Source organism: Pedobacter gandavensis (assembly GCF_032678745.1).
GTDB lineage: Bacteria > Bacteroidota > Bacteroidia > Sphingobacteriales > Sphingobacteriaceae > Pedobacter > Pedobacter gandavensis_C.
Map to the genome: position 1 here is coordinate 713,115 of NZ_JAVTST010000001.1, position 13,636 is coordinate 726,750.

Genomic DNA, 13,636 nt, shown 5'->3' on the forward strand with positions numbered 1-13,636 from the left:
CAATGAAAGCGGAATTGACCGAAAAATTCTCAGCGCTATATGGACAAGAACCAAAGGCGAACTACTTTACTCCTGGACGCGTGAATCTGATTGGCGAGCATATTGATTATAACGGTGGATTAGTGATGCCATGCGCGATTACACTAGGTACCTGGTTAAGTATTGCCCCTAATAACGACCAGGTGATTCGCTTTAAAAGTCTGAACTTTCCTGAAGAACAAGAGTTTCCATTGCAGGATACTTATACTAAAACAGGTTCTGAATGGTATAATTATCCATTGGGCGTATTTCATGAAATTCTGAAAAAACATAAAATTCCTACCGGACTAGACCTATTATTTTACGGGAATATTCCTATTGGATCTGGCTTGTCCTCTTCTGCTTCTATTGAAGTGATCATGACGTATGCTTTGAATGATTTCTTCGGCTTAGGCTATGAGAAAATTGAAATTCCTTTGCTGGCACAGAAAGTAGAGAATGAGTTTATCGGTGTAAATTGCGGCATAATGGACCAGTTTGCCGTTGCATTTGGAGAAGAACATAAAGCTTTAGTATTGAATTGTGATACTTTAAAATATAAATCAGTAGACTGTAACCTTGGAGATTACCGCTTAGCCATTATCAATACGAATAAGCCAAGAAAGCTTGCAGAGTCAAAATATAATGAACGGGTTGCGGAATGTCAAGCCGCATTAGCAGCACTGAATAAAGAGATTAAATTGAATAATCTGTGCGAATTGAATGCAGAGAAATTTGCTTTACACAGTCAATTGATCACTGATGAAACGGTATTAAAAAGAGCTACACACGTTATTAAAGAAAACGACCGTGTAAACCTGGCTGCAAAGGCATTAAACGAAGGTAATTTACAGGAATTTGGTCGTTTAATGTATGCTTCTCACGAATCCCTGAAAGATCTTTATGAGGTTACAGGTAAGGAACTGGATGCTGTGGTTGAGTTTTGCAAAGACTATGAACACGTAATTGGTGCAAGAATGACAGGTGCTGGTTTTGGTGGTTGTGCCATCGCTTTGCTTAAAAAAGGTCAGGAAGAAGATTTCAGTAAGCAATTGACAGATTTTTATGTAGCTCGTATTGGATATCCTGCGGCTATCTATATCAGTGAAATCGGTAATGGTGCTTCTGCAATTTAATCTTACTTTTGCTGCATAGAATAGAATAATAGTCCTTAATGAAGAAATTAAAAACAGACGAGCTAAACCGCGTAGGTGTAGAAGAGTTTAAAGAACAGGAAAAATTACCGGTTATTGTAGTATTGGATAATGTTCGAAGCATGCATAATATCGGATCTGTATTTAGAACTGCAGATGGTTTTGCTATAGAGAAATTATATCTATGTGGTATCACCGCGCAACCTCCACACCGTGAGATTGAGAAAACAGCATTAGGTGCTACTCAATCAGTAGCCTGGGCGCATTTTGAAACCACATTGGATGCTGTGGCCAGTTTACGGGAAGATGGTTATGAAATCATTGCGATTGAGCAGGCTTCGGGTAGTACTATGTTGAATACATTTCAACCGGATATGAAGAAAAAATACGCTTTGATCTTTGGAAACGAAGTGAATGGTGTGAGTGATGAGGTGATGACAAAAATTGATGAATGTATTGAAATTCCTCAGTTTGGTACCAAACACTCATTTAATATTGTGATCTCTGCAGGGATTGTCCTTTGGGATTTCTTTGCTAAGTTAAGGTTGTAAATAACGTATTAAAGCTAGCTGAGATGGAAAACACATTACTTAAAAAACTGCATATAAAACCTGGGTACAAAGTACTTATTGAAAATGCTCCGGATAATCTAGTAGAATTTCTGGGTGATTATGATGCGATTCAGCTCAGTTTTAATTCAGAAAAAGAGTTTGATGCGGTGATTCTATTTGTGGTCAATGGCTATGAATTGGAAGAAAATTTGAGTCAACTACATAAAAAGCTGCAACCAAATACTTTATTCTGGATCGCTTACCCGAAGAAAAGCTCAGGCATCCCTACTGATTTAAACATGATGGGCCCTTGGGATGAATTGAAGAACTATCAATTGACACCCTGTGCTTCTGCAGCTATATCAGAGATCTGGACAGGCATTCGCTTGAAGCCAATCGCATTGGTGAAAGCATCCGCTGTTAGAAATGAGAACATTCAAAAGAATGATTTTTCTAATTATATCGATGTACTGAATAAGCAGGTAAAAATGCCTGAGGATCTTGAATTCGCTTTAAAACAATATCCTAAAGCGATGGAGTATTTCCTGTCGCTGGCTTATTCTCATAAAAAGGAATATGTGCTTTGGATATTAACTGCGAAACAGGATAAAACCAGGTTGAGCAGAATAGAGAAAACCATTGAAATGTTATTGGCAGGAAAGAAAAATCCTACTGCAAAATAACGTACTGAAAACGGAACAAGAAATTACTGGTAAAAGAAAAGGCCCGGCAAATATGCCGGGCCTTTCTGTATTTTATCCTTTTTATGCGTAAGGAATACCGTCTTTTGAAGCCAGTCGGCTGTGTCCCATCAAGTATTCATCAACTTTACGGGCAGCTTCTCTACCTTCAGAAATCGCCCATACTACCAGCGATTGTCCACGGCGCATATCCCCTGCTGCAAAGATCTTTGCGATATTGGTTTGGTATTTACCTTCTTCGGCTTTCACATTGCCTCTATTGTCCAGCTCTACTCCTAATTTCTCAATTAAGCCTTCTTTTTGAGGGTGTAAGAAACCCATTGCCAATAATACCAGCTGACAAGGTAAATCTCTTTCCGTACCTGGTTTTTCTTTGAAGTTCAAAGGTCTGCCTGTAGGATCAATTTCCCATTCTACATCTACTACTTTTAAGGCTTTAAGGTTACCGTTCTCATCTTTGATGAACTCCTTAGTGTTTACGCCCCATGCTCTTTCGCAACCTTCTTCATGCGAAGAAGTCACCTTAAGTAACATTGGGAATGTTGGCCAAGGCATATTCGAAGTACGTTGAGCGGCAGGCATTGGCATGATCTCAAACTGCATCACAGATTTAGCACCCTGACGGTTAGAAGTTCCGATACAATCAGAACCAGTATCACCACCACCAATCACGATTACATCTTTTCCTGTAGCCAGGATCGCCTCTTCTTCAAAGCTGATATTCTTAACACGCTTATTCTGTTGTTTTAAGAAATCCATTGCGTAATGAACTCCTTTTGCCTCGCGACCAGTGATGTTCAAATCTCTTGGGATGGTAGAACCACCTGCCAAAACAATACTTTGGAACTCTCTAAGTAAAGTGTTCAACTCTACATTTACCCCAACATTGGAATTGCATTTGAAAACAATACCTTCTTTTTCCATCAGGTTGATACGTCTTGTAACGATATCTTTTTGAAGTTTAAAATCAGGAATACCATAATTCAACAAGCCTCCAGGAGCATCATCGCGTTCGTAAACCACCACCTCATGACCGGCTCTGTTCAGCTGCGCTGCTGCCGCAAGTCCCGCAGGACCCGAGCCAATAACTGCAACCTTTTTACCTGTACGGATTAGTGGTTCTTCCGCTTTGATATAACCTTTATTGAAGGCAATTTCGATTATATGTTTTTCAATCTCTTCGATAGATACCGGAGATTTGTTGATACCAAGCACACATGCAGATTCGCATGGTGCCGGACAAATCCTGCCTGTAAACTCAGGGAAGTTGTTCGTGCTTAGTAATATAGTGGAAGCTAATTGCCAATCACCTTTATATACTGCGTCATTAAATTCCGGGATCACATTTCCCAGTGGGCAGCCCGACTGGCAAAATGGAACACCGCAATCCATACACCTTGCGGCTTCACGGTTTACCTGTTCTAGTTCAAAATTCTCTACGAATTCGTTATAATGCTTTAAACGTTCTTTAGCATCTTCTTTTATAGGAGCAGTTCTCTCATACTCTAAAAATCCGGTTACTTTTCCCATAGTTAAGCTATATTTAGTTTAGTGGTTCTCGTCATTTTGTGTTTCAATTTTCTCTGGTGGCTCTTAATTGTGCTGTGTTTAAAATACTTAGACACTTACAGCAGCTCTTTTCATCATTACTGCTTTGTACTCCTTAGGGAATACTTTAATAAAGTGCGCAGATTGAGTCGCCCAATCGCTTAAGATAAACTTAGCTAAACTACTATCTGTAAGCTGGATGTGTTTTTTCAGCAACACATTGATGCGTAATTCATCCTGCTCATCTAGTGGATCAAGGTCTACCATTTCTCTGTTACATTTATTGGTAAATTCTTGTTTCACATCGTAGATCCAGGCTACACCACCGCTCATACCAGCAGCGAAATTACTACCTGTATCACCGATTACCAGCACTTCACCACCAGTCATATATTCACAACCATGATCACCTAAACCTTCTACTACAGCTGTAGCACCAGAGTTTCTTACTGCAAACCTTTCACCCGCCTGACCTCTAACAAATAACTCACCGGAAGTTGCGCCATATAAGGCTACGTTACCAATGATGATATTTTGCTCAGGCACATAGCTAATCGTACTAAAAGGATAGATCGATAATCTAGCACCAGAAAGACCTTTACCTACGTAATCATTGGCTTCACCTTCCAGTTGCAGAGAGATTCCTTTTGCTGCGAAAGCACCAAAACTTTGTCCGGCTGAACCTTTAAATTTGAAGTTGATCGTGTCTGCAGGTAATCCTTGCGATTTATAGATTTTAGAAACCTCATTTGAAAGCATCGTACCTAAAGCACGGTTGGTGTTTTTCACCTCAAACTCTCTGTAAATCGGCTCTTTATTTAACAATGCAGGCGCAGCAGCTTTGATCAATTGATGATCTAAAACATCTGTCAATCCATGGTCTTGTGTTTCTGTTTGGAACAAGCTCAAACCATTGTCTGGCGCTTTATATAATATTGCAGAAAGATCCAGGTCTTTTAATTTCCAGTCGCTAGGATCAATTTGACGTAAGCTTAGGGCATCTGCCTGACCTACCATCTCTTCTACCGTTCTAAAACCTAGTTCTGCCATTGTCTCTCTCAACTCTTCTGCTAAGAAATGGAACAAGTTCACAACGTGATCAGCTTCACCGGTAAACAACTTTCTCAAGTTAGGATCCTGTGTAGCCACACCCACCGGACAAGTATTCAAATGACATTTTCTCATCATGATACAACCAGAGGTTACCAGCGCAGCGGTAGCTACACCCCATTCTTCAGCACCTAAAAGGGCCGCAATGGCGATGTCTTTACCAGTTTTCAACTGACCATCTGTTTGTAGGACTACCCTGCTACGTAAGCGGTTTTTCACCAAAGTCTGGTGTGCTTCCGCTAAACCAAGTTCCCAAGGTAAACCAGCATGTTGAATAGAAGTTAATGGAGATGCACCTGTACCACCGTCAAATCCTGAAACCAGGATCACATCAGCATGCGCTTTCGCTACACCGGCAGCAATTGTACCTACACCAGCTTTAGAAACCAGTTTCACATTGATTCTAGCTTCACGGTTGGCATTTTTCAAGTCAAAGATCAGCTGTGCTAAATCTTCAATAGAATAGATATCATGGTGTGGCGGAGGCGAGATCAGACCAACTCCAGGTGTTGCGTGACGAACTTTTGCAATCCATTCATCAACTTTATCACCAGGTAATTGTCCACCTTCACCAGGTTTCGCACCTTGTGCCATTTTAATTTGCAACTCATCTGCATTACTCAGGTAATAACTCGTTACGCCGAAACGTGCAGAGGCAATCTGTTTAATTGCAGAGCGCATAGAATCACCGTTAGGTAAAGTCTCGTAACGCAATTCATCCTCACCACCTTCTCCTGTGTTACTCTTTCCGCCGATACGGTTCATGGCAATTGCCAAAGTAGAGTGTGCTTCATGAGAGATCGAACCGAAAGACATCGCGCCAGTAGCGAAACGTTTCAGGATCAGCTCAACTGGTTCTACCTCCGACAAAGGTACTGAAGGACGTTTGTAGTTAAATTCAAACAATCCACGGATGGTAAAGGCTTGATGCGTTTGCTCATTTACGAGCTTAGAATATTGTTTGTATACGCTGTAATCGTTCTTTCTGGTCGCATTTTGCAACAAGTGAATCGTTTGAGGATTGAACAAATGTTGCTCTCCTTTACGTTTCCATTTGTAATTACCACCTGTAGGCAGGATCATATCCGGACGAGTAGCCGAACCGAAAATCCTGTTGTGTTTGATCAGGGTTTCTCTGGCAATCTCATCCAATCCTAAACCGCCGATTCTTGAAACCGCACCGGTAAAGTAATTGTCGACCACCTGTTTGTTCAAACCAAGGATTTCAAAGATCTGCGCACCATGATAAGATTGTAGTGTAGAAATTCCCATTTTAGAGAAGATCTTCAACAACCCGTTATTTACAGCATATATATAGTTCTGTATAAGTTTAGCAGGTTTAACCTCCAATTCTGTTTCAAAACCAGTAATCGTTTCTTCTGCCAGGTAAGGATTTACGGCAGTTGCACCGAAACCGATTAGACAAGCAAAATGGTGAACTTCCCAAACATCACCAGCCTCAACTACTAGTCCAACATCACCTCTATAACCCTTGCGGATCAAATGATGGTGGACAGTAGAAACGGCTAGCAAAGAAGGAATTGCAGCATGTTCAGAGTCTAAAGCACGATCCGACAGGATAATCACCTGGAAACCGTCCTCTACAGCGTCTACCGCATAACGACATAACCTGTCCAATGCTTTGGCCATCGCGCCTGGTTTACCTGTAGCTCTGAAATAAGTTTGTAAAGTCTTAGATTGGAATACTCCGGTATCTATACTTCTAAGTTTTTCTAACTCTAAATTCGTTAATATCGGATGCTTGATGCCCACACAGTGACATTGCAAAGCATTTTCTTCCAGGATATTTCCGTTATTTCCCATGAATCCCGCAAGACTCATTACCACTTTTTCCCTGATCGGGTCGATTGGTGGATTGGTTACCTGGGCAAATAACTGTTTGAAATAAGATGAAAGGTGTTGTGGTTTTTGAGATAAAATCGCCAAAGGAATATCAGTTCCCATAGAACCGATCGGTTCTTTGGCATCCTTAGCCATTGGTTTCAGGATCAAATCGATATCCTCACGGCTATATCCAAACACCTGTTGGTATTTAAAGATAGACTCCTGAGAAAGACCGCTAAACACCACTCTTGGGTCAGAAAGCTCTTCTAATCTGATTTGGTATTGATTTAACCAATCAGCATATGGCCTGCGACTACATACTTGTTGTTTAATCTCCGTATCAGAAATGATTCTACCTTGCTCCATATCTACTACAAACATCTTTCCAGGGGTCAACCTACCCTTTTCAATGATTTTGCTTTGATCTAAAGCCAATGCACCAGCTTCCGATGCCATAATCACATGGTCATCTTCTGTAATGGCATATCTTTGCGGACGTAATCCGTTTCTATCCAAGGTTGCTCCAATCAGGTTACCATCTGTAAAGGAAACAGCCGCTGGTCCATCCCAAGGCTCCATTAAAGTAGCATGGAACTTATAGAATGCTTGTTTAAGCTCGTCCATGTCGTCATTTCCATCCCATGCCTCAGGAATTAACATCATCAAGACATGTGGCAGAGAACGACCTGCATGCACTAAAAGCTCTACTATATTGTCTAAACAACCTGAATCGGAATTGGATTCATCAATTACAGGAAGTAAAATATTCAGTTCTTCGGGTGTAAAGTGCGAGGAAGCCAAAGACTTCACGCTGGCTCTAAACCAGTTCAGGTTGCCCTGAAGGGTATTGATCTCTCCATTATGGGCGATATACCTAAAAGGTTGCGCCAATTTCCATGAAGGGAAAGTATTTGTTGCAAAGCGACTATGGATTAGGCCAAAAGCGGAAACAACGCGCTTATCACTTAGTTCAGTAAAATAGGATCTTACCTGCAAAGAGGTCAGCTGTCCTTTATATACTATAGTTCTTGAAGAGAAAGAGGCAATGTAAAAGTCGCCGTTAATCCCCTTAACCGTATTATTAATGGTCTTGGATAGGTAATTCTTGAAAACGTAAAGCTTGCGTTCAAAGTCGGCACCAGCAGCGATTGCATACGGGCGGGCGATAAATACTTGTTCCATTTCCGGCTCTACAGATAGCGCCATATCTCCAATCCCTGCTGTATTGGTTTGTACTTTTCTAAAGCCCAGAACTTCTAGTCCTAGCTTCTCTCCTGCACGATAAATGATTTCTCTGCACTCTTCTCTCGCCTTAACGTCTTTCGGTAAAAACAACATCCCTACCCCATAGTCTCCGGATTCATTTAGGCTGAATCCTATTTTAAGACATTCGTCATACAGAAATTCGTGAGGGATCTGTATCATGATACCTGCACCATCCCCGGTGTTAATTTCTGCGCCGCAAGCTCCGCGGTGATCAAGATTTTCAAGAATGGTTATTGCGTCGGAAATGATTTGTTGCGATTTTCTCCCCTTGATATGAGCAACGAAACCAATGCCACATGCGTCATGTTCAAAACGCTGGTCGTATAACCCTTGCTGATCTTGTGTTTGTTCCATAAGTTTAATTTATTGTTTGGTTGTGGTATAGTGTGATTCGAACACTAAGTTACGGAAAAAAATCAAGTAATTATAATATCGGCATCTTTTTTAGGAAAAATGCAGTACATTTCAAATATAAAGTCTTTATATTATAATATTGATACCTGCAATCGATGTAAAATGTGAAATTGGCAATGATGAATTGCAGATATAAGGGAGTTAGCAGTAAAAGTAGCTCCTATCCCGGTCAGGCCCTTTCAAGCCTTAAAAAAAAATTAAAATTATTTTCATGTTCAAGGGCTTTAATTTCAGTGTTTTAGCAAGAAAACCGCGAAAAAAGTAAAATAAAAGCACATTATACTTTGGTAGATTCAGATCTTTTCCTACTTTTGTGACGGGCAAGTATTACACGATCAGCTCCTTTTGAACTCCCCCAGGGCGGGAACGAAGCAAGGGTAGAAAGTTGTAGCGATGCGATGTAAAGTGCTTGCCCATTTTTATTTTTTAGATTGATATGCTCCTAACGCATCCTTTTCTTTCTAACCAGCAACTCGAGTTAAATAAAACCACATATTTTCTTAAACTATATATCTTATGAAATTTTTCATAGACACAGCTAATCTTGATCAAATCAGAGAAGCTCAAGACCTTGGCGTTCTAGACGGCGTAACTACCAACCCTAGCTTAATGGCTAAAGAAGGTATCACTGGGGAACAGAATGTAATTAACCACTACAAAGCAATCTGTGATATCGTAGATGCGAATGTAAGTGCGGAAGTTATTTCTACTGATTATGAGACAATGATTAAAGAAGGTGAAGCATTAGCTAAACTAGATCCGAAAATCGTTGTTAAAATTCCTATGATTAAAGATGGTGTTAAAGCGATTAAATACCTTTCTTCTAAAGGAATCAGAACAAACTGTACTTTGATTTTCTCTGCTGGACAAGCTTTAATTGCTGCTAAAGCGGGTGCATCATATGTATCTCCATTCTTAGGTCGTTTAGATGACATCTCTACAGATGGTTTTCAATTGATCGAAGACATCAGATTGATTTTTGATAACTACCAATACGAAACTGAAATTCTTGCAGCTTCAGTAAGAGGCCCAATGCACATTGTTAACTGCGCTAAATTAGGTGCTGATGTAATGACTGGTCCACTTTCTGCAATCCTTGCATTAATGAAACACCCATTAACCGATAGCGGTCTTGCTCAGTTCTTAGCTGATCATGCAAAAGCTGCAGGTAAATAGGCATTTCCTAATGATACAAAAAAGTCCTGTTGATTAATTCGACAGGACTTTTTTTATGGCTTCATAACTGATTTGTTCATCAGGCTCGATCAGGATACCCTTCACTCCTGCTCCATTAGCTGCTTCTACATCTCTTGGTTTATCACCAATCATCACAGATAAGGATGGATCAATATTATAGGTAGTAATCGCTTCTAACACCATTCCCGACAAAGGTTTTCTGCAGTTACAAGGTTCAGAAACCGTTGGGTGATGTGGACAATAGTAAGCATGTGTAATCTTTGCACCTTGTGCTTCAAACTTTTCTCCTAAAATGCGGTGCATTTCAGCCAGCGTTTCTTCAGTATAGCGTTTTAAAGCAATTCCACCCTGGTTGGTGATGATGATCAACATATAACCTTCGTCGTACAGCTTCTTTAATGGTGGAATCTGGTATTCCAGGACTTCAAAATCTTCTACTTTACAGATGTAATCATAGATTTCGTGATTTAGCACGCCATCACGATCCAGAAATATTGCTTTATTCATTTTAATGTTATTTTTTCTGCAAAGATGAGGATATTATAATTGTTTATTCCTCCTTCATGTCGTTTTTGTTAAACATAATCACGATATATGATGTTATTAACCGTTGAACCTTTAAAATTTATATTATGCCCTATATCAAAAGAAACCCTGAGAACAGTAAATCTGTCAATATATTCTACGAAGACCTTGGTTCAGGAAAACCGGTAATTTTAATCCATGGCTGGCCAGTATCTCACGAAATGTGGGAATATCAGGTCGCTTCTATTGTATACAGCGGTTACCGCTGCATTGCTTACGACAGGCGTGGTTTTGGCCAGTCTGACAAGCCATGGAGTGGTTATGACTACGACACCCTTGCTTCCGATCTAAATGAATTGATCCTTGCGCTGGACTTATCAGAAGTTACCCTGGTTGGTTTTTCTATGGGTGGTGGCGAAGTGGTTCGTTATTTAGGTAAATATGGCAGTGCAAAAGTGGAAAAAGCAGTGCTGATTAGCTCTGTCGTTCCTTTAATGCTAAAAACTGAAGACCATGAAGAAGGTGTTCCTCAGGAAGTTTTTGATGGAATGATTGCCAATATCCAAAAAGATCGCCCCGCTTTCTTATCTGCTTTCGGTAAAGACTTTTTTAGTGAGGGTGTATTGAATAAACCTGTAAGTCAGGAGATCCAGAATTGGATGCATCAGCTGGCCATTGTAGCTAGTCCAAAGGCAACTGTAGAGTGTGTCACTTCTTTCTCTGAAACTGATTTTAGAACGGACCTGAGTACGATTACCATTCCAGTAATGGTAATACATGGTGATGATGATAAGATTGTCCCTATTCAAGCAACAAGCGCAATTACGGCGACAACTCTTCCTAATGCTGATTATTATGTGATCGAAGGAGGATCTCATGGATTATTTATTACCCATAAAGAAGAAGTAAACCAATTGTTGGTGAACTTTCTAAAAAGATAGTAGTAAAATCAGGAGAATATGAGCGGAAATGAAAGAATAATTGGTTTATTTTCCGCTCCTACTCTCCTTTTTTAATCTGTTTTGAGGGCTGAATTGTGGTTTTTAGCCTAAAAATAAGGCTGAGAATTATGCTTAGAATAAATAATCTCGCTTAAAATCAGTACAGTATAGAATTAACATAGTTTTAATTTGCAGTATATATATCCTAACCCTATATTTGCATCACTTTAAATGGAAACGCTTAGAGTAAAGCTAAAAACAAAAGCTTTGATTCCGTAGCTCAGCTGGTAGAGCATTACACTTTTAATGTAGTGGTCCTGGGTTCGAATCCCAGCGGGATCACAAGATTCAAAATCAAAACGTACAAAAGGCTGTTAATCGCATGATTAACGGCCTTTTTACTTTTACGGGGGTACCAAAACTTGCACCGATTCTCATAAAAAAAGTGAGCGATTCGGTGTTGCGCTGTGAAAAGCTCGTGAGGTGGGGATTGCAAATGAAACACCTCTTTACAACCTGTCAGGTATCCAAACCTGACCGACAAGGACTAGTCATCCATCGGAAGCGAGTCTTGCGTAGTCATTAGAAATGATGGCACGAAGCGTAGACAGCGATTGCCTAAGGTATGCTATTGAGTCTCGAAACCGCTGAAATGTCGAAGCCTTGGTTATCACCGACACCAGGGCAATATCAAACCGGCGCTAATGACAAGGCGGCAAGATTCGACCGGGGTCTTAGAACATATCAAAAGCATAATGGGGTTGTACGGGAACACAGGAGAGCCTCCCGCTTCCATACGAAAAGCGGAAAATAAGGATGACCGCACCAGAAGCATCCGAACCTACAGGGTACATATTGCCACCCTGATAGGTACATAAGAAAAGGCGATATCGAATGGTATCCTGACCGAGGGAAACCGAAGGAATGGAAAAGAGCGAAGGCTTCTTAGCATCTTCATAGTACTGATAGAAAGGTGGAAAATCAGCTCCATGAAAGCCACTGAGTAAGGAAGGGAGATGCCTATATTACGGAGCTGCATTTCAGAAACAATCAGTGTACCAGAGACATGAAACAATTGTTAACAGTAGAAATGCAGATAGCGGAAAGGGCGAGGAAATATCCTAGCGAAGCCCTAACGAACCTGCATGAAATGGTAGATGTAGGACTATTGGAAGCTTGTTTTGCAACCCTGAATAAAAAGGGTGCAAGCGGTATCGATGGTCAGACATGGAAGGATTATCAGACACAAAAAGGAGAAAGAATACCTAAGTTACTGGCGGTCTTCAAGAGTGGCGAATACAGGGCACCCCATATCCGAAGGGTATATATACCTAAAGGGGATGGAAAATTACGCCCATTGGGTTTGACCACCATAGAAGACAAGCTATTGCAAACAGCAATAACCAGGATTCTAACCCCAGTTTATGAACAACTATTCCTCCCCTGCTCTTATGGATTCAGACCGGAAAAATCGCAGCATCAGGCATTGGAAGCTCTATTTAAAGAAGTAAGCTTTAAAGGGATGCGCTATGTAATAGATGCAGACCTCCAAAATTACTTCGGCAGTATAGATCACCAAAGCCTAAGGAATTTCCTTGACCGAAGGATAAAAGATGGAGTGATCAGAAAAATGATCGACAAATGGCTCAAAGCAGGCATAATGGACAAAGGACAGCTTAGCTATCCGCAGGAAGGAACGCCCCAAGGCGGATCAATTTCCCCGCTGATCAGCAACATCTTCCTACATTATGTATTAGACGAGTGGTTCAAAGAACAAATTCAACCTCTTCTCAAAGGAAAAAGCTTTATCATACGTTTTGCTGATGATTATCTGTTAGGTTTTACAAACAGAGAAGATGCAATGCGGATGATGGAAGTATTACCTAAGCGATTAGGTAAATTTGGATTGACATTACATCCTGAAAAGACCAGAGTAATAGATCTTGGCGCAGATACTCAAAAGGCGAAATCAAGCAGAACTTTTGATTTTCTAGGCTTTACCCATTACATGGCTAAAAGCAGAAAAGGAAATCTGGTGCTGATGCGCAAAACGAGCAGCAAAAAGCTAAATTTGGCGCTAATAAGGATGGATGACTGGATCAAAATGAACAGGGATAAGCTGTCCATAAAACATCTTATCCATGAAATCAACCTAAAGCTCCGAGGCTATTATGGGTACTATGGCATAACATTTAATCTCAGGAAAATCAGATCCTATTATCACGGTACTAAGCGCATACTTCAGAAATGGTTAAACCGTAGAGGGGGTAAACGAATATGGACATGGGAAAGGATCATCAAACTTGTAGAACAATGGGAGCCCTTATTAAGACCCAAGATCATTCACTCCTACTTATAGCAAAGCC

9 protein-coding genes, 1 tRNA gene and 1 other RNA gene are annotated in these 13,636 nt (G+C 40.5%); 8 read left to right on the plus strand and 3 right to left on the minus strand.

The window, feature by feature from the left end:
- Positions 1 to 2 precede the first annotated feature (2 nt).
- The 3 genes from R2S10_RS02815 to R2S10_RS02825 are packed head-to-tail and all read left to right on the plus strand — an operon-like array spanning position 3 to position 2,406.
- Positions 3 to 1,154 (plus strand): galactokinase, encoded by a 1,152-nt coding sequence (locus R2S10_RS02815; RefSeq protein ID WP_316838920.1) that lies wholly within the window; start codon positions 3 to 5, stop codon positions 1,152 to 1,154.
- Positions 1,155 to 1,192: 38 nt separating this feature from the next.
- On the plus strand, positions 1,193 to 1,723 hold the full coding sequence (locus R2S10_RS02820; RefSeq protein WP_316838921.1) for an RNA methyltransferase: 531 nt from the start codon (positions 1,193 to 1,195) through the stop codon (positions 1,721 to 1,723).
- A 23-nt stretch (positions 1,724 to 1,746) separates the two neighbouring features.
- Complete coding sequence (locus R2S10_RS02825; RefSeq protein WP_316838922.1) at positions 1,747 to 2,406, plus strand: YdeI/OmpD-associated family protein; 660 nt, start codon at positions 1,747 to 1,749, stop codon at positions 2,404 to 2,406.
- Positions 2,407 to 2,487: 81 nt separating this feature from the next.
- Here R2S10_RS02825 and R2S10_RS02830 read toward each other — a convergent pair whose 3' ends face one another.
- Positions 2,488 to 3,954: a glutamate synthase subunit beta gene (locus R2S10_RS02830; protein ID WP_316838923.1), complete on the minus strand. Its 1,467-nt coding sequence runs from the start codon at positions 3,952 to 3,954 to the stop codon at positions 2,488 to 2,490.
- Between the two features lie 87 nt (positions 3,955 to 4,041).
- On the minus strand, positions 4,042 to 8,547 hold the full coding sequence (gene gltB / locus R2S10_RS02835; protein WP_316838924.1) for a glutamate synthase large subunit: 4,506 nt from the start codon (positions 8,545 to 8,547) through the stop codon (positions 4,042 to 4,044).
- A gap of 378 nt (positions 8,548 to 8,925) precedes the next feature.
- Here gltB and ffs point away from each other — a divergent pair.
- Positions 8,926 to 9,025, plus strand: an RNA gene (gene ffs, locus R2S10_RS02840) — signal recognition particle sRNA small type.
- A 98-nt stretch (positions 9,026 to 9,123) separates the two neighbouring features.
- A complete protein-coding gene (gene fsa / locus R2S10_RS02845) occupies positions 9,124 to 9,783 on the plus strand; it encodes a fructose-6-phosphate aldolase (RefSeq protein WP_316838925.1) in 660 nt (219 codons plus the stop codon).
- Positions 9,784 to 9,816: 33 nt separating this feature from the next.
- On the opposite strand, the gene R2S10_RS02850 is transcribed toward fsa, so the two are convergent.
- Positions 9,817 to 10,311 carry an HAD family hydrolase gene (locus R2S10_RS02850; RefSeq protein ID WP_316838926.1) on the minus strand — a complete coding sequence of 165 codons (495 nt, stop codon included), beginning with the start codon at positions 10,309 to 10,311 and terminating at the stop codon, positions 9,817 to 9,819.
- A gap of 125 nt (positions 10,312 to 10,436) precedes the next feature.
- On the opposite strand from R2S10_RS02850, the gene R2S10_RS02855 reads away from it, so the two are divergent.
- The 3 genes from R2S10_RS02855 (at position 10,437) to ltrA (ending at position 13,629) form a co-directional block, all read left to right on the plus strand.
- Positions 10,437 to 11,270 carry an alpha/beta hydrolase gene (locus R2S10_RS02855; protein ID WP_316838927.1) on the plus strand — a complete coding sequence of 278 codons (834 nt, stop codon included), beginning with the start codon at positions 10,437 to 10,439 and terminating at the stop codon, positions 11,268 to 11,270.
- A gap of 269 nt (positions 11,271 to 11,539) precedes the next feature.
- Positions 11,540 to 11,612 (plus strand) — tRNA-Lys (locus R2S10_RS02860).
- A gap of 724 nt (positions 11,613 to 12,336) precedes the next feature.
- A complete protein-coding gene (ltrA, locus tag R2S10_RS02865) occupies positions 12,337 to 13,629 on the plus strand; it encodes a group II intron reverse transcriptase/maturase (RefSeq protein WP_316838928.1) in 1,293 nt (430 codons plus the stop codon).
- Positions 13,630 to 13,636: the final 7 nt, after the last annotated feature.

Bases quoted from the DNA above. Each gene is read 5' to 3' on its own strand.
- R2S10_RS02815 (WP_316838920.1), top strand. From the start codon at position 3: ATGAAAGCGGAATTGACCGAAAAATTCTCAGCGCTATATGGACAAGAA.
- R2S10_RS02820 (WP_316838921.1), top strand. From the start codon at position 1,193: ATGAAGAAATTAAAAACAGACGAGCTAAACCGCGTAGGTGTAGAAGAG.
- R2S10_RS02825 (WP_316838922.1), top strand. From the start codon at position 1,747: ATGGAAAACACATTACTTAAAAAACTGCATATAAAACCTGGGTACAAA.
- R2S10_RS02830 (WP_316838923.1), bottom strand. From the start codon at position 3,954: ATGGGAAAAGTAACCGGATTTTTAGAGTATGAGAGAACTGCTCCTATA.
- gltB (WP_316838924.1), bottom strand. From the start codon at position 8,547: ATGGAACAAACACAAGATCAGCAAGGGTTATACGACCAGCGTTTTGAA.
- fsa (WP_316838925.1), top strand. From the start codon at position 9,124: ATGAAATTTTTCATAGACACAGCTAATCTTGATCAAATCAGAGAAGCT.
- R2S10_RS02850 (WP_316838926.1), bottom strand. From the start codon at position 10,311: ATGAATAAAGCAATATTTCTGGATCGTGATGGCGTGCTAAATCACGAA.
- R2S10_RS02855 (WP_316838927.1), top strand. From the start codon at position 10,437: ATGCCCTATATCAAAAGAAACCCTGAGAACAGTAAATCTGTCAATATA.
- ltrA (WP_316838928.1), top strand. From the start codon at position 12,337: ATGAAACAATTGTTAACAGTAGAAATGCAGATAGCGGAAAGGGCGAGG.